Raw genomic sequence first — 14,403 nt, forward strand, 5'->3', positions numbered from 1 at the left:
ACGGCCAGCCGTTTTGTCGGCGTTTCCTGGGTCGTTTTTCATGGTTGCCGCCTCATGACCGGTCGGGCTGTTCGTCGTCGAAACCGACGTCCCAGTCCTTTTGCCGCTTCTTGCCCGGTGGTGTTCGGTTTGCCGTGGCATCCTCGGAGCCGGTGATGACGGTCGGCTTTGCGCTGGCGACACCGTCGGCCTTGCGGTCAGCCTGGGACGGGGCGAACGCTCCGGTCTTTTCGCGCTTATTCTCCATCGCGGCGTTCCTTCACTTTCAAGGCGTCGGACGGGCGATTGCGTTCCGGATCATTGTTCGTTTCGCCGGCGGCGTCACGCGCGCGGTCGGGATCGTCCCTGGCCGGAAGATAGCCGCGAGGCCGGCTCTCTTCAGGGCCTTCCCAGCGGGGGGATTGGTCGGTCGTGCCGGGTGCGCCGTCCCGGGGTTTGTCGATACCCATGTCGGATCTCCTTTCGAGACCCTAACCCGTCCGCCCCCCGCGATGTTCCATCATCCCGCCGGGACGGGAAGCGCGCGCTTGTGAGCGCTCGACCTGTAGGCCGCGAGGATCCGCTCGGCCGCTGCCGGCGCGATGGACCGCCCCTCCAGGAAGTCGTCGATCTGGTCATAGGTCACGCCGTAGACGTCTTCGTCGGGTCGCAGCGGTGCATCGGATTCGAGATCGGCCGTCGGCACTTTCCAGACGAGGTGGTCCGGTGCACCGAGCGCGGCGGCCACGGCGCGGACCCGTCTCTTGTTGAGGCCGGCAAGCGGAAGGACATCGGCGGCGCCGTCACCGAACTTGGTGTAGAAGCCCATAAGCGCCTCGGCGGCGTGATCGGTTCCGATGACGATGCCGGATGCGGTTCCGGCAATCGCATATTGCGCCACCATTCTCTGGCGTGCCTTCACGTTTCCGAGGATGAAGTGATGGCGCGGGCCCGGATCGATGCCGCCGGCAAGGACGGCGGCCATCAGGCTGTCGGCCGCCGGCTTGATGTCCACCGTGAGAACGCGATCGGGGTCGATGGCGGCGACCGCGGCGGCCGCGTCGTGTTCGTCCGCCTGGACCCCATAGGGCAGGCGAACAGCAATGAAGGTGGCGGCGTGCCCGTCCTCGCGAAGCTCCCGCACGGCGCGCTGGGCCAGGAGGCCGGCTGTGAGGGAATCGACGCCGCCACTGATGCCCAGCACATAGGCCGCCTGGCGGCTCTCGAGGAGATAGGTTTTCAGAAACGTGACACGTTTGTTGATTTCATGCATGGCATCGAAATCGGGTTGAACCCCGAGAGCCCTGATGATCGCAGACTGTTCCATCACTTCCCATCTCTCCATGACGTCTGTTTGGACATTGCCTATCCTCCCGTTTTGGAATGGGGCGCTGCAACTGGTTTCGACTCCGGCGAGCCGCGAAAGCGCAGAAAAATCGAGAGGACCACGAGAACGGCTGTGGACAGGAACTCCGATTGCCAGTTCTGGAAGGATTCGAACCAGAACTCTGCGCTTCCGGCATGCTGCCAGATCGTCGGCGGAGGAGTGCCGTGGCTCAGCGCCGCGACGGCCTCGGCGGCCGCGCTGTGCTGAAGGTGAAGCGCAAAACTCAGAAGGAAGAGGACAAAAAGGGCGATTCCGAGGGAATAGGCATAGAGGCTGGCCGAAAGGCCCCCGAGCCGGACGGGCAGCGGCGCATCCGGGTCGCCGCGATGGGAGGCAGGATCCTCGTCCTGTTCCGCGCTGGCGTCCGGATCCCTGGATTCGGCCGAACCCCGCTGGAAGAGGAAAGCCGTCAGCGCGACATAGGCCGACATCTGCAGAAATTCGCTTTCCCAGTTTTCGAAGAGGGCGGACAGGAAATGCCCGCTGGTCAGGTAAGCTGTCAGGGACACGGCGGGCTGGTGGTGTTGCACCAATTCGTCATTGTAGACGGAGATCCCCGTCATCAGCATACCCGTCAGGGTCACAATCGTGGCGACAATCAGCACGATCGTCAGACCGTTATCTCTCAAAACCTTCATTTTCCGAAACTCCGCACACGGTCCCGCCCGTCAGAAACCCGTCGTAACGGGCAATGTTCCCAGGGCTATGTGTCGGGAAACGCAGTGAAACCGTAGCCGTCGACAGGGCGTGGAACATCGGGCCGATGCGGAAGTTGTTGCTCCACGCGCAAGACGCGTTCACGACATGAAGGAGATTTCAAAATGGGTCGCGGTATTCTTCTCTGGCTCCTGGGCATTCCCCTGCCGATCGTCATCCTGCTTGTCCTGTTCATGCGATAGGAGGCGGGGATGGCTAGTTACACGACGGGCGTTTCCGACGTCGGCATCGAATCCAATGTTCCCGCCCTGGCATGGGGACCCGTCATCGGCGGCGCGATCGCAGCCTCGGCGATAACGCTCATTCTCCTCCTGCTCGGTTCCGGCGTCGGGCTCACCATGGTCTCGCCCTGGTCTGGGGAGAGCGCTTCGTTCACGACGGTCAGCGTGACCGCCGCCATCTGGTTCGTCATCGTTCAGTGGCTGTCCTCGGCGCTCGGGGGCTATCTCACCGGACGGTTGCGCACGAAATGGGCGGGTGTTCATACCGATGAAGTGTTCTTCCGGGACACCGCGCACGGGTTTATGAGTTGGGCGCTGGCGACTGTCGTCGTGGCCGGGCTTGCAGGATCGGCCTTCACTTCGCTGGTCGGAAGCGGCGTGCAGGCGGCTTCGTCCGTTGCTGCGACGGCGACCGTCGGCGCCACGGCGGCCGCAGCCGGTAGCGACGAGGCTCCCGATCTTGCAACGGGGTACTTTACGGACCTGCTTCTTCGCCCCCAGGACGCGGCAGCAAGGGCGCAGTCGGACGACGCGGCCGCTACCGCCGAAGTGTCGCGTATCCTGATGCAGGGCGCGGCCAACGGAGAAGTTCCGGAAGCCGATCGCGCCTATGTCGCGACCATCGTCGCTTCCCGCGCCGGCATTCCCCAGGAAGAGGCCCGGGCGCGCGTGGACCAGGTGCTTCAGCAGATCGAGGACGCGAAGAATGCAGCCCTTCAGGCCGCCGATGAGGCGCGGAAATCGGCCGCCACGGTTGCGTTGCTCGGTGCGCTGTCCTTGCTGGTCGGCGCGTTCATCGCGTCCGCCGCGGCCGCACTCGGTGGCCGGCAACGCGACGATGACGAAGCGGCCCTGATCGTGCGCGCGTGAGCGCCAACCGGCTGAGCCAGTACGCCCGGCTTCGCCTTTTTAAGGAAACAACAGGCGCTGTCGGCGCCTGTTGTCGTCATGTCCATGACCTGGCGCGCGGGCATGTCCGGCTCCGAATGCGCAGGGGCTCTAAGGAACATCGTCAGGGGTCTCCGGTTAGCGCATGCGCGATTTCGTAACCGGAATTCTTCAAATGCGCGACAACGCGCTTCGCGTTTCGCACCCCGCAAAAACGGCCCATATGCAGGGCAGGGCGCAGAATGCTCTCAGGCAACTGGGGCCGGGCCTAGTCACAGGCGCGGCCAATGACGATCCTAGCGTTATTGCAAGTCTCCGTGTTCCCGTCGCGAACCCGGGATCGGGGGCATTGTTCCTGTCACGCGCGCTGCTTCCGCCGCGCCTCTCATTCTCACCGTCTGGCAGGCGTCGTCGCTCATCCGATCCCGTCTGTGCTTCATGTTCGATCCTCCTCGAACTGCTCGGCTCCCTGGATCGGGGAGAGCCATGCTTCGCGGCGCTTGATCCAAAGTTCGTAGGTTGGGAGAAGAGGTGTTGGCGCATGGTCGAGAATTCCAAGCTTGATCTCCGCCTCGTGCTCGTCCACGGAGAACAACCGCGATCCGCATCGCGGGCAAAATCGGCGGCCTTGGAACTCGGCCGTTTCGCCTGAAAATCGGAAGCGGCTTGCGGGCCATATGCCATAGAAGGTGAAAGCGGAGCCGCTTTCCTTCCGGCAATCCATGCAATGGCAGATGCCTATGCGAAGTGGGTCGCCATGGACCGATAGCCGGACCTGTTGACAAAGACATTGCCCGGACAAAGTCGTCATCGGTATCTCCTCCGCGGTAGCACCGTCTCGCGCACGTCGCGGTCGTTCACGAGGCATCGATTTATGTGCGATGGGCCCGGCCGGTGGATCTTTGCCGCCGATCGAGCGCTGTGGTCAGCGCCGCGACGATCTCTTCATCGCGAAATGGCTTCTGGATGACGGCGAGAGCACCGTCAAAGCCGTCCTGGAGCGCGCTGGCGTCTCCTGTCACGAAAATCACGTCGATGCCGAACCTGTCGACCAAGCGGCGGGCAAGCAAACGCCCGCTGTTGCCGTCGGCAAGCCCCAGATCGACCAGCGCGATGTCCGCGCTGGGAGCATATGCGAGCGCCTGTTCGACGGTTGAAACCGGTCCCAGCCGTTCGTGTCCCTGCTCCTCGACAATGGCCTCCAGGAGAGAGGCGATGAGAAATTCATCTTCAACGATCAGAACGCGCATGGTTCGGCCTCCTTCAGGGGCAATCTAGGTCGCGGACAGGGCCGGTCAACGGTTGAGCCGGATGGCGCATATCCCGCACGTCCCGGCTCCCGGCTGGCCGGATATCGAGCGAGAACGCCCGGTGATCCGGTCAGTCGGAGCGATGGTCCAGGATGGCGCGAACCTTTCTCGCCAGTTCCTCGACAGTGAAAGGCTTCGAGAGGAGTTGCGTATGCGGGTCGAGGACCCCGTTGTGGACGATGGCGTTTCGCGTGTACCCGGTCGTGTAGAGAACCGGAACGGCAAGGCCTTTCTGGCGCAGACGGTCGACCAGTTCCCGGCCGGACATGCCTGGCATGACGACGTCGGTGAAGAGGAGCGAAATGGGCTGACCTTCCTCGATGAGGCGCAGCGCATGTGCCGCATCGACCGCTTCAACGACGGTGTATCCCAGCTCCCGCAGCGCATCCGTCGAGATCGCGCGGACGCGCGGGTCATCCTCAACGACCATGACCACCTCGTTGGCGTAACCGGGCAGCGGTTGCTGCGTCCGGTCCTGCTCAACGATGTGCGCGGCAACGCCGTGGTGTCGCGGCAGATAGACTTTCATCGTGGTGCCGACGCCGGGCTCGGAGTAAATCTTGACCTCTCCGCCGGACTGACGCACGAAACCATAGACCTGGCTGAGGCCGAGGCCTGTGCCTTTTCCGACGTCCTTCGTGGTGAAGAACGGATCGAAGGCCTGGGCCATCACGGTTTCGTTCATGCCAACGCCGGTGTCGGTAACCGCAATCAGAACGAACTGCCCGCTTTGCAGGCCCGCTTCCTTCGCGTAGCGGTCGTCGACATAGGCATTCGACGTCTCGATCGTCAGCCGGCCCCCGGTGGGCATGGCGTCGCGCGCATTGACGCACAGATTGAGGATCGTGCTTTCCAGTTGGGCAGCATCCGCATTGATCTGCCAAACGCCCGCAGCCAGCACCGTTTCCAGTGCAATCGTCTCGCCGAGCGTTCTTGCAAGCAGATCGCTCATCCCCCCAACCATGCGATTGGGATCGAGCGGCTGGGGAGACAGGGGTTGCCGTCGCGAAAAGGCGAGGAGCCGTTGTGTGAGGGTTGCGGCGCGGTGCGCCGCCTCCGCGGCTCCGTCCACGAACCGGCCGACATCCGTATCGCCGCGCGCAAGGCGCCGTTGCAACATGCCCAGTCCGCCGATGATGACGGCCAGCATGTTGTTGAAGTCGTGGGCGATGCCGCCGGTGAGCTGGCCAACAGCTTCCATCTTCTGGGCCTGGCGCAACTGTGCCTCTGCTCTCGCACGCTCGGCCACCTCCTCGGCCACCCTCTGTTCGAGGGTGGCGTTCAGCAGCGTAAGCTCTTCCTCCGCACGCCGACGCTGTGCGAGTTCGACCTGGGCGGCCTGGAACAGTCGCGCATTGTCGATTGCGGTGGCCGCATGACCCGCGATGCCCAACAGAGCGGTCTCGTGTTCCCTGGCAAAGCGGCCCGTTTCCTTGTGGCCGAAGAACAGGCCGCCGAGCACCTCGCCTGACCGCGAGATGACGGGGACGGCAAGGTAGGATCGGACGGGCAAATGCCCGGCCGGCATACCCTTGCGAGGGCTGTTCCGCCCATAACGCGGGTCCTGCAAGATGTCGTCCGAGCGCACGACGCCCTCGCCGAGGAACGTGGGCTTGAAGACGTCGGTTGCCCTTGGCATCGGATAGTTTTCGAAAGCGCTGCGCGGCGCACCCGACAGCGAATAGAGCATGTAGCTCCCGCCCTCGTTATCGAGCACGTTGTAGAAGAAAGCCCCGAACTCGGCGCCGGAAAGTTCCACGCCTGTGTCGGTCACCGTCTGCACGATCTTCTCGAGATCCAGCTCGGCCGCAATGGCGGCGCCGGTGTCGTTCATGATCTTCAGATGGCGCTCGGCCTTCTTCTGCGCGGTGATGTCGCGAACCGTGCCGACGAAGCGAACGTCGCCGTCCCGGGCGGTGACGACGTCACCGTTCGCGGCTATCCAGCGTTCGATATGGTCGTGAAGTCCGATGGTCCTGTATTCGATGTTGAACGGCTGGGATGCGGCACCGGATACCGCGTCGAGGACCGCCGCATTCGCTCGTTCGCGGTCGTCAGGATGAAGCCCGGCGAGGAAGCTGGTTTCGTAGGAAATCTCGGCGTCCGGCGGCAATCCGAACAGCGCCTTGCAGCGCGTATCCCATGTCAGCCGCCTCGAGGCGACGTCATAGTCCCAGATCCCGATCGATGCGGCATCGGTGGCGAGCTTCAGGCGTTCGGCCGCTTCGTCCGCCGTTTGCCCGGCGCGGACTCGTTCGATATGGGCCCAGGAGCGCTCCGTCACCTCCGTGAGGATCGCGAGCTCCGAAAGCGTCCAGCTATGGGGCTCCTTGTGGTGAATCGCCATCAAAGCCGTCAGGCGGCCGAGCTTGACGAGCGGCATGCAGATCGTGGCGGCAATGCCGATTGCCTGAAACGTCGCGGCTGCTTCGGCCGGCAGTTCGACGCGATTGTCATTGATGACAAGCGGCCTGCCGGCATGAAGGTCATCGACGGCCCGCGTGCCGAAGGCTGCAAGACTGTAGTATCCCCTGATGCTGGGGGATCCTTGCGCGCTCCAATCGCCCCGGATTGTGAAGTGATCCTGATCGGGTTCCATGTCCGCATAGGCGCAGACGGAAACAGCCAGATATTCGCCCAGCATGCTCGTGGTGATCGCCAGGATTTCGTCGGCGTCGGCACTCGAGGCCGTCGCCTTCGTCAGCCTGTCGAGAAAACGCAGCCGCGCCTCGCTGTCTACGAGGCGCCGCATGTCCGCAGACAGCGTGGTACCGGAAAGCGGATGGTCGTCATCGATATGCACCTGGAAGAACCTCGCCGCCTGTTGATGATGCGACCATACGATATGCACGCGCATGCGCACTGAAAAAGCGCGCCCGATCCGTCCGACCAGGCGGCTGCAGCATCAGGCGCTCATGCGGGGCGGTATTGGCGGTCCGGAGCGATGCCACGCCGGGGGCATGGATTCGACGGCCATGCCCGCCTCCAGGCAAGCGGCAACGAAGGCCTCCCGGGCGACAGCGACGGGGACCTGGCGCGCGAGTGCGCCACGGCACTTTTCGCAGGCGCGTTCATAGCGCTCACCATGGCGAAGCGGCCATTCGTTTTCCAGAAAATCGAGGGTGTCGTTCACGCTGTCGAAGGTGCGGCCAAGACCGCTGGACAGGCGTACATGCAGGGGCGTGGAAAAGAATATGTCAGCCGGCATCGAAATCCTCCTTTCAAGAGCCATCTGGCGCGTTTCGATATGGGCTTCACCTGGAATGTTTCAAGGGCGCGGCGAAGCTTCGATCCGCCGCGCGATGGCGCCCCAAATCGATGCTTCGGGCGCCCCTTGAGAATCCGGCGGTTCCGTACGATGCCGATCACTTCTCAGGGAGCGCGCGATATGGCCACCACTTTCAGACCGAGCCGGGATCGGTTTCGGTGTCGCCGGTTTTTGCGTCCATCACATCGTCCCGGTTAAGATGGAGCGCATCGCCCGGCGCGCCCTCCCGATCGTATTTCCGACTGGCGATGGTTTCCAGCAGCGCACGGTTTCGCTTGAGCAAGCCGACCGGGCTGCCCGGCGCGGTGTCGAGCATTTGCAGCGTGCTGGCATAGACGTAGATGTCGATGATGGTTCCTTCGGGTGTCAGCATCGGCCAGAACAACCCGAGTTCCTTCGGTACCGAAGCACCGTCTTTCCTTTTGAGAGGCATTTCGTTTCCTGCTTGCATTGCCGTCTGTCGACGAGACAAGGATCAGCGGGGGCTGTCCAGGTCTCGCCGGCTCATCCGTTTGAAACCAGATGAACGGCGGCGATTTGGAGCGCTGAGACCGGAAGTCAACCGATCCGTCGGCAATTCCCGGCGCCCAGGCATTGTTATGCTGTGGACAAGCGCCGATCCTCGCCTTCTGGCGCTTCGCGCCGGATGACAGCGCCGGATGACAGGGGGAGGATCGGCCGTTAGCGAGGAGAATCACAATGACAACGACCAACGAGATTGCCGAGAAAATCGCCGCCGATCATGGGATCACCAAAGCGCAGAGCAAGACCATCGTCGAGGCGGTGCTTGCCCAGATCACCGCAGCGGCTGTCGCCGGCGCGGAAACGTCGCTTCCCGGCTTTGGCAAGTTCAAGGTGAAAGACGTGCCCGCGCGTGAGGCCAGAAACCCTGCGACCGGCGCAACGATCAAGGTGGCGGCGGCGAAGAAGGTGACATTTACGCCGGCGAAGTCCCTCAAGGACATGCTCAACAAATAGCCATCGCGGACCCTTGCCGCGCTTGAGCCGCCTTTCTCCGACAGGATGGGTGAGATCATGAGCGACGATGACCGGATCGACGATGACAGGATTGACGATGACAGGGACGGCGCCGCGCGCGCCGCCGTCTCGTTTCCGTTCGATCGGATGACCGTTCAGCGGTTCCGGCAGACGTTTCCCCGGGCACGCTGGAGCGACCGGCAGCGGGCCTGGATTGTGCCGGGCAAGACCGCGCGCAGGCGTATCGACCGCTGGCTGGCGCTGGAAGAGGCGCGCGTCGATCCCTTTGCCGCGGACAAGGGCAGGGATGCCTATGCGTTCGAACCGATCCTCAGCCCCTATCTCAACGTCGACGACGATGGCTTCCGCATAAAGACGCCCTATTCGCGAAAGCTGGTTGAGGAGATCCGTCAAATTCCGTTCGCGCGCTGGGACGGCGACAGCAAGGTCTGGCGGATCCCGTTTGCGTCCTATGACGCGCTGGTCGACCATTGGCAGACCATAGAGGCCGAAGCTCGGTACAGCGAACCGCACGAGCGGGCGAGACGCGCCGCCGCGCGCAAGGGCACGGACGAGGAGAGAGCAACGCGGCGTCGCGTGGCTGAGCGCCGGCGCCGCCGCCTTCCGCTTCCCGTTGGCGATCTCCCGCCGACGGATCGGCCCATTGCCACGGCAGCTTATGGCATCCTTGTTCTGGACGAGATCACGGGGGAGGTCGTCGAGACGGAAGACCTTGCCGATCTTTACCCCGATCTCGTCGGTGACCATGTCTGGGGGATATGGCGCACGCCCTCCCTGGAGGAGTTGGTACAGACCTGGCCATCGAGAGTGGCAGACGGAGACCCACAACGTCAGCGCGGCTGGTGGCTGCCGACGCTGGAAGAGTTGCGTGAAGCGCGCCGAACCGCGCGCTCGCGGGAGCAAAGAGCCGCGCGATTGTCATCGCCTTGATGGGCCCCGGGCCCTTGCCAAAGACGTGACAAGCAAGGGCTCTCCCGACGTCTCGTTACCGTTTGGCCTGCGCGGCGAGGCTTAACGTCCCTTTTCGTTTTGGGATTTCGCCATGCTTGCGTGGCGGTGCACCAGTTTCCAGCCATCATCCGTTCGGCGGAAGACTTCGGTAATGCGCAGTTTCATATCCTGCTGCTTGCCATTCAGCTCGACGCTTGCGTGCTGATAGCCGGTCCAGAAGGCGAGATCTCCGGACGCGCCGTGGTCTCTGACGTCGAAATGCGTCTTGCCGTTCGGTCCGAAGGCGCGTGCACCTTCGATATTGACTCTGAGCACATTCTCTGCCCCCTCGGTCAACCCGCCGCCGGGATCGAAGAAGGTCGCAGGCCCCGATCTCTGCGAGATCGCTTCCAGGGGCCGGGCGTTTCCCGTCGTGTAGGCACCTGCGGCGGCCTCGCGCGTCCGCATGAAAGTGTCGAAGTCATCCTGCATGGTCGGTCTCCTTTCGAGGGGACAACCATGCGCGGATGGACAAGTTCCAGACAGGGCCACTGTCCTTGGCCGCCGTCCGCGCCTCCCTGGAATTACAGGCAGGCGAACCCGTCAGGCCGATGAATGAAGCGATGTGCCAAGACCGGCTCTGTGTTGCCGCAGGCTTTAGCCTGGCAGACGCTTCCTGTTCGACAGTTTCCGGGCCGGTCCTTCATACGGCCGTTACGCGCAAATGATTGATCTGCACGCGGGCCGAGAGCCGGGCAATGAGAACAGCCAGGGGAACCGCTCCTTGGAAACGTCATCTGACATGAAAGCCGGAACCTAAATAAGCATGGCGGCATTTATGTGCAGGAGGAAAGGCAATGCAATCTCGCTTGCTCATGGATTGGCCGGCAGGTGTCGCCATCAACCTCGATACGATCGGTGGACCCTTCATCGTGGAATCGACGCGCGAGGCGGCAATCCTGCTGATGGATCATTGGCCCGTTGAGCAGGGGCGTGCATTCCTTCACGCCCTGGATCTGTGCGCGGAGGCGCTGGAGGACGAAGCGCCGGCGAACGAGGCGCGCCTTGCCTTTGTTGCGGCAGCAGAGGAAGCTCACATTCTGGTGCGGCTCCACTGATTGCGCGGCCATCGCTGCGTATCGCTGCCGTCGTTTGGGCAAAAGGCGTGGGATGACCGGCGCGGAACCCGGGAGAAATTGCCGCCGCTCACCACTTGTGATCGGGATCGGTCAGAAAGGGCGGGATCTCGGCGTCGTCTCCCGCTGCAGCCTGCAACAGTTCGATGCAGCGTCTACGCTCGTCTTCTATGCCCTCGATGATCATCAGGACAGGGTCTTTCTGGCCGCTGGCAAGGTGGCGCGCAGCAATGCTCCACGCCATGCGCTCCGTGCTTGATGCAAAAATACCCGACCGATTCTCCAAGGGTTCCTCCGTACCATGATGTGGCCGCGTAAGATGCCTTGGGGTCCTTGTGCGAAAGTTGCCTGCGTCATCCGTCGGCAGGGGCGCACGCCGACATCCCACTCCTTCGGCCATTGCGCAATCCGGTCCGCGGGTTCCGTGAGAGAGGCAGGCCCAGCCAAATGACGAAGGGCGCTCGACCCTTTCGGGGAGCGCCCTTCCAACCCGGACGACTACGAACGCGCGACGGAGCACCATCGCTGCAGGCAGTCATCGATGACGGGCAGTGAGCGATAAATGGGGAGAGGGCATCGGGAATGCAAGATCGTCCATGTTCTCTCGTCTTTGAACGGGGAGATCTGTCTGAACAGGCAAACCCAGGCACGCATCGCAAATGCCGCAGCCGTCATCGTCCATCGGCTGATCCGCTCGTTCGCAGCAAAGGCAAATGACCGGACAGTCCTTGCGCCTGTCCGGCACAAGGATTTCCATGGCATCATCCGATACGACATTGATGACGAATTCCTTCATCGGCCGGTTCTCCGTTGACCCCCGCGTGAAGAGATAAGAGCCGCGGTGCGCTTTGCAATGGCGACCCTTGCGGAGGGCGCGGAACGGAATCTGTGGCGCGGGCGCGCACGCTTGATCGGGCGCGGCGGCCTTGCTGCACCGATCCGGCATAAGAGAGTGGCAACGGTGATGGCGGCCAATCCGTTTGGACTTGCCGTTTCCTCGCAGCAGAATTTCGCCTTAGGCGCGGTTCTCGCCGTTTCAAAGGCGGGGCGCTAAGACATGCTTGGGGAGTGGTTTGTCTCCCGCAGTTGCCGCACGGGAGATCGCATGCCGAGAGGGTCTCCGGCATGGCAAGAGAGGCAGACGTTCAGCTGGCTCTTCAACGCTCCAATGGCGGTGAGCCGGCAAGTCTACCCTTGAATTCGTGGGCGGCGGCGGCAAGTTGCCACCGCACGCCAGATCGCCTGATTAGATCGCGCGAACGTTTTCGGCCTTCGACTTGCCGGTCTTGCGGTCCTGGCCGAGGTCATAGCTGACCTTCGAGCCGTCCCGCAGGGGACCACCCGACTGAACACCCGAGACATGGACGAAGACATCCTGCCCGCCATCGTCGGGCGTGATGAACCCAAAACCCTTGTCCTGATTGAAAAACTTTACGGTGCCCGTCGCCATGTGATCCTCGTGAATAGAGCGGCACTGTGCCGCCGGCGGGAGCATATTCGTCGTGAAGCGTGTGCGCAACCGGGCATTTGCGCCGAAATGGGCCGATGACCAGCAAATTTCCACGAATTTCCTTCTCGAAACGCCGGCGCGTTGCCGAAAATATGATGTCCTCGGCGCGGCCACCATGATACGAGGCCTCCAAACAACGTAACGAGACATCCCGATGCTTCCCTGGCTCCACCTTGATCGCGCGACCATTCCCGGCGATGGCGGAGAGCTGCGCCTGAAGCAGCGCGGGAGCGAATTCTCCATCATGCTCGGTTCGACGGAGCTCATGAACAGCCGGTTGAGCGGCTCGGAAGAGGCGCTGGCGACCTTGAGCTGCGAGCGGATCGCAGGCCGGAAAAGTCCGAGCATGCTCATCGGCGGCCTCGGCATGGGGTTTACCCTGCGGGCCGCTCTCGGCGCGCTGCCTGACGATGCCCGTGTCGTCGTTGCCGAACTCGTTCCGGCGGTCGTCGAATGGGGGCGCGGACCTTTGGCGGACCTTCACGGCGGGACCCTCGACGACCCGCGCGTCGAGATCCATGTCGGCGACGTCGGTGCGCTCATCCGATCGAGGAAGGCCGCCTATGATGCGATCCTGCTCGATGTCGACAACGGCCCCGATGGACTGACGCGCGCGTCCAACGACGGCTTATACAGCCACGACGGGCTTCGGGCCGCCAAGTCCGCACTGCGCCCAAATGGCGTGCTTGCCGTCTGGTCCTCCGCACCGGACCGTGGCTTCACGCGTCGATTGCACGAGACCGGTTTTGCCACGGACGAAATCAGCGTGCGCGCCAGCAGCAGGAACAGCGGCGCCCGTCATGTCTTGTGGATGGCGACCAGGCGCTGACGGTATGCCATGACATCAACATCGAGATCGCTCCGAGTTGCCGCGACCTGCCCATCACCCGGACAATCCGGTCAGACCTCGGATCTGACCCTACCACACGCATCAATCCTGTTCCCGCTGCGCGGGACATTACTGGAAGACGACACCTGCCGATGAACGCGACGACTGCAACTGCCTCCGAAGGAGGCGATCGTGAAAAAGCCTGGCTGAAGATCATCTCCGTCTATCGCCAGCCCCATACCGGCCGAAGCGCGTTCGAGCTCGCCGTCACGCTGGTCCCGTTTGCCCTGCTGTGGGCCGGCGCCTGGGCCTCGATGCGTTTCGGCTTCTGGCCGGGCATGATCCTCATCGTCCCGGCAGCGGGATTTCTTCTGCGTCTCTTCATGCTGCAGCACGACTGCGGCCATGGCTCCTTCTTCGGCCGGCGCCGCCTGGATGACTGGACGGGACGGGCAATCGGCGTTCTGACATTGACGCCCTATGATTACTGGCGCCGTGCGCATGCCGAGCATCATGCTTCGGCCGGCAATCTCGACGAACGGGGCGTCGGCGACATCACGACGCTCACCGTCGCGGAATATGCGATGTCGACGCCCTGGCAGCGGTTCGGCTACCGCTTCTACCGCCATCCGCTCGTCATGTTCGGCATCGGTCCCGCCTGGGTCTTTCTCTTCAAGCAGAGATTGCCGTTCGGCATGATGCGGTCCGGCGCGCTGCCATGGGTCTCGACCATGGCGACGAATGCCGCCATTGCGGTCCTCGCCGTCCTGCTCGTCTGGCTGGTCGGTCTTGTTCCGTTTCTCACGATCCATCTGCCGATCGTGCTTCTCGCCGGCACGGCGGGCGTCTGGCTGTTTTATGTCCAGCACCAGTTCGAGGACACACATTGGTCGAAGCCGCCGGAATGGACGTTCCAGTATGCGGCCATGCACGGCGCCTCGCACTACGATCTGCCCGCTCCCCTGCGCTGGATAACCGGCAATATCGGGATGCACCATATCCACCATCTCTCGAGCCGTGTTCCTTTCTACAGGCTTCCGGAGGTTCTGCGCGACTACCCCGAACTGGCGGACCTGGGCCGGATCACGATCCGGCAGAGCCTTGGCTGCGTGAAGCTCATTCTCTGGGATGAAGCGTCACAACAACTGGTGTCGCTGCGGGAAGCTGCGAAGCGTGCACCGTTTACGGCCAGCGCAAGCGAACCTGATGGGCAAGTCTCCTATAGCTGA

Annotated in this window: 19 protein-coding genes; 6 read left to right on the forward strand and 13 right to left on the reverse strand. The window is 63.0% G+C overall.

Annotation, left to right across the window (positions count from 1 at the left end; all coding sequences use genetic code 11):
* Positions 1–52: 52 nt before the first annotated feature.
* The 4 genes from V8U06_RS02300 to V8U06_RS02315 are packed head-to-tail and all read right to left on the reverse strand — an operon-like array spanning position 53 to position 2,004.
* Positions 53–247: a hypothetical protein gene (locus tag V8U06_RS02300; protein WP_314089229.1), complete on the reverse strand. Its 195-nt coding sequence runs from the start codon at positions 245–247 to the stop codon at positions 53–55.
* Positions 237–449, reverse strand: coding sequence for a hypothetical protein (locus tag V8U06_RS02305; protein ID WP_427139333.1), 213 nt, complete (start codon positions 447–449; stop codon positions 237–239). The genes V8U06_RS02300 and V8U06_RS02305 overlap by 11 nt, the downstream gene beginning before the upstream one ends.
* 50 nt (positions 450–499) lie before the next feature.
* On the reverse strand, positions 500–1,306 hold the full coding sequence (nadE, locus tag V8U06_RS02310; RefSeq protein WP_427139334.1) for an ammonia-dependent NAD(+) synthetase: 807 nt from the start codon (positions 1,304–1,306) through the stop codon (positions 500–502).
* 38 nt (positions 1,307–1,344) lie between these two features.
* Positions 1,345–2,004, reverse strand: coding sequence for a DUF6766 family protein (locus tag V8U06_RS02315; RefSeq protein WP_427139335.1), 660 nt, complete (start codon positions 2,002–2,004; stop codon positions 1,345–1,347).
* A gap of 270 nt (positions 2,005–2,274) precedes the next feature.
* Here V8U06_RS02315 and V8U06_RS02320 point away from each other — a divergent pair, with 270 nt between their 5' ends.
* Positions 2,275–3,174, forward strand: a complete 900-nt coding sequence (locus V8U06_RS02320; RefSeq protein ID WP_427139336.1) for a hypothetical protein — start codon at positions 2,275–2,277, stop codon at positions 3,172–3,174.
* Between the two features lie 454 nt (positions 3,175–3,628).
* Here V8U06_RS02320 and V8U06_RS02325 read toward each other — a convergent pair whose 3' ends face one another.
* The 5 genes from V8U06_RS02325 to V8U06_RS02345 all read right to left on the reverse strand — a co-directional run bounded on the left by V8U06_RS02325 (position 3,629) and on the right by V8U06_RS02345 (position 8,203).
* Positions 3,629–4,003 (reverse strand): GFA family protein, encoded by a 375-nt coding sequence (locus V8U06_RS02325; RefSeq protein WP_427139337.1) that lies wholly within the window; start codon positions 4,001–4,003, stop codon positions 3,629–3,631.
* A 61-nt stretch (positions 4,004–4,064) separates the two neighbouring features.
* The gene (locus V8U06_RS02330) at positions 4,065–4,442 is read right to left on the reverse strand and encodes a response regulator (protein WP_427139338.1); all 378 of its coding nucleotides are present in this window, start codon (positions 4,440–4,442) and stop codon (positions 4,065–4,067) included.
* A 130-nt stretch (positions 4,443–4,572) separates the two neighbouring features.
* Complete coding sequence (locus V8U06_RS02335; RefSeq protein ID WP_427139339.1) at positions 4,573–7,305, reverse strand: GAF domain-containing protein; 2,733 nt, start codon at positions 7,303–7,305, stop codon at positions 4,573–4,575.
* 102 nt (positions 7,306–7,407) lie between these two features.
* On the reverse strand, positions 7,408–7,710 hold the full coding sequence (locus tag V8U06_RS02340) for a DUF982 domain-containing protein (protein ID WP_427139340.1): 303 nt from the start codon (positions 7,708–7,710) through the stop codon (positions 7,408–7,410).
* A gap of 193 nt (positions 7,711–7,903) precedes the next feature.
* Positions 7,904–8,203, reverse strand: a complete 300-nt coding sequence (locus V8U06_RS02345) for a hypothetical protein (RefSeq protein ID WP_427139341.1) — start codon at positions 8,201–8,203, stop codon at positions 7,904–7,906.
* Positions 8,204–8,469: 266 nt separating this feature from the next.
* Between V8U06_RS02345 and V8U06_RS02350 the strand changes: the two genes are divergently transcribed.
* Both V8U06_RS02350 and V8U06_RS02355 read left to right on the forward strand, forming a co-directional pair.
* Positions 8,470–8,748, forward strand: coding sequence for an HU family DNA-binding protein (locus tag V8U06_RS02350; RefSeq protein ID WP_427139342.1), 279 nt, complete (start codon positions 8,470–8,472; stop codon positions 8,746–8,748).
* Between the two features lie 57 nt (positions 8,749–8,805).
* A complete protein-coding gene (locus tag V8U06_RS02355; protein ID WP_427139343.1) occupies positions 8,806–9,699 on the forward strand; it encodes a hypothetical protein in 894 nt (297 codons plus the stop codon).
* An 81-nt stretch (positions 9,700–9,780) separates the two neighbouring features.
* Here the strand turns inward: V8U06_RS02355 and V8U06_RS02360 are convergent, their stop codons facing one another.
* The gene (locus V8U06_RS02360) at positions 9,781–10,191 is read right to left on the reverse strand and encodes a YybH family protein (RefSeq protein ID WP_427139344.1); all 411 of its coding nucleotides are present in this window, start codon (positions 10,189–10,191) and stop codon (positions 9,781–9,783) included.
* Between the two features lie 365 nt (positions 10,192–10,556).
* Here V8U06_RS02360 and V8U06_RS02365 point away from each other — a divergent pair, with 365 nt between their 5' ends.
* Entirely contained in the window at positions 10,557–10,817 is a 261-nt protein-coding gene (locus V8U06_RS02365; RefSeq protein ID WP_427139345.1) for a DUF982 domain-containing protein, read from the forward strand.
* 88 nt (positions 10,818–10,905) lie between these two features.
* Here V8U06_RS02365 and V8U06_RS02370 read toward each other — a convergent pair whose 3' ends face one another.
* From V8U06_RS02370 to V8U06_RS02380, 3 genes are all read right to left on the reverse strand, one after another.
* The gene (locus tag V8U06_RS02370) at positions 10,906–11,121 is read right to left on the reverse strand and encodes a hypothetical protein (protein WP_427139346.1); all 216 of its coding nucleotides are present in this window, start codon (positions 11,119–11,121) and stop codon (positions 10,906–10,908) included.
* 249 nt (positions 11,122–11,370) lie between these two features.
* On the reverse strand, positions 11,371–11,631 hold the full coding sequence (locus V8U06_RS02375; protein WP_427139347.1) for a hypothetical protein: 261 nt from the start codon (positions 11,629–11,631) through the stop codon (positions 11,371–11,373).
* 450 nt (positions 11,632–12,081) lie between these two features.
* The gene (locus tag V8U06_RS02380; protein ID WP_226918658.1) at positions 12,082–12,285 is read right to left on the reverse strand and encodes a cold-shock protein; all 204 of its coding nucleotides are present in this window, start codon (positions 12,283–12,285) and stop codon (positions 12,082–12,084) included.
* 214 nt (positions 12,286–12,499) lie between these two features.
* Here V8U06_RS02380 and V8U06_RS02385 point away from each other — a divergent pair, with 214 nt between their 5' ends.
* Together V8U06_RS02385 and V8U06_RS02390 are read left to right on the forward strand one after the other, a co-directional pair.
* Entirely contained in the window at positions 12,500–13,174 is a 675-nt protein-coding gene (locus V8U06_RS02385; protein ID WP_427139348.1) for a spermidine synthase, read from the forward strand.
* Positions 13,175–13,326: 152 nt separating this feature from the next.
* On the forward strand, positions 13,327–14,403 hold the full coding sequence (locus V8U06_RS02390) for a fatty acid desaturase (RefSeq protein ID WP_427139575.1): 1,077 nt from the start codon (positions 13,327–13,329) through the stop codon (positions 14,401–14,403).

The sequence above is a fragment of the Shinella sp. G-2 genome (assembly GCF_050172695.1).
Lineage (GTDB): Bacteria > Pseudomonadota > Alphaproteobacteria > Rhizobiales > Rhizobiaceae > Shinella.

Excerpts from the sequence above, each read along its gene's own strand:
- V8U06_RS02300 (WP_314089229.1), bottom strand. The coding sequence starts at position 247 with ATGGAGAATAAGCGCGAAAAGACCGGAGCGTTCGCCCCGTCCCAGGCT.
- V8U06_RS02305 (WP_427139333.1), bottom strand. The coding sequence starts at position 449 with ATGGGTATCGACAAACCCCGGGACGGCGCACCCGGCACGACCGACCAA.
- nadE (WP_427139334.1), bottom strand. The coding sequence starts at position 1,306 with ATGGAACAGTCTGCGATCATCAGGGCTCTCGGGGTTCAACCCGATTTC.
- V8U06_RS02315 (WP_427139335.1), bottom strand. The coding sequence starts at position 2,004 with ATGAAGGTTTTGAGAGATAACGGTCTGACGATCGTGCTGATTGTCGCC.
- V8U06_RS02320 (WP_427139336.1), top strand. The coding sequence starts at position 2,275 with ATGGCTAGTTACACGACGGGCGTTTCCGACGTCGGCATCGAATCCAAT.
- V8U06_RS02325 (WP_427139337.1), bottom strand. The coding sequence starts at position 4,003 with ATGACGACTTTGTCCGGGCAATGTCTTTGTCAACAGGTCCGGCTATCG.
- V8U06_RS02330 (WP_427139338.1), bottom strand. The coding sequence starts at position 4,442 with ATGCGCGTTCTGATCGTTGAAGATGAATTTCTCATCGCCTCTCTCCTG.
- V8U06_RS02340 (WP_427139340.1), bottom strand. The coding sequence starts at position 7,710 with ATGCCGGCTGACATATTCTTTTCCACGCCCCTGCATGTACGCCTGTCC.
- V8U06_RS02345 (WP_427139341.1), bottom strand. The coding sequence starts at position 8,203 with ATGCCTCTCAAAAGGAAAGACGGTGCTTCGGTACCGAAGGAACTCGGG.
- V8U06_RS02350 (WP_427139342.1), top strand. The coding sequence starts at position 8,470 with ATGACAACGACCAACGAGATTGCCGAGAAAATCGCCGCCGATCATGGG.
- V8U06_RS02355 (WP_427139343.1), top strand. The coding sequence starts at position 8,806 with ATGAGCGACGATGACCGGATCGACGATGACAGGATTGACGATGACAGG.
- V8U06_RS02360 (WP_427139344.1), bottom strand. The coding sequence starts at position 10,191 with ATGCAGGATGACTTCGACACTTTCATGCGGACGCGCGAGGCCGCCGCA.
- V8U06_RS02365 (WP_427139345.1), top strand. The coding sequence starts at position 10,557 with ATGCAATCTCGCTTGCTCATGGATTGGCCGGCAGGTGTCGCCATCAAC.
- V8U06_RS02375 (WP_427139347.1), bottom strand. The coding sequence starts at position 11,631 with ATGAAGGAATTCGTCATCAATGTCGTATCGGATGATGCCATGGAAATC.
- V8U06_RS02380 (WP_226918658.1), bottom strand. The coding sequence starts at position 12,285 with ATGGCGACGGGCACCGTAAAGTTTTTCAATCAGGACAAGGGTTTTGGG.
- V8U06_RS02385 (WP_427139348.1), top strand. The coding sequence starts at position 12,500 with ATGCTTCCCTGGCTCCACCTTGATCGCGCGACCATTCCCGGCGATGGC.
- V8U06_RS02390 (WP_427139575.1), top strand. The coding sequence starts at position 13,327 with ATGAACGCGACGACTGCAACTGCCTCCGAAGGAGGCGATCGTGAAAAA.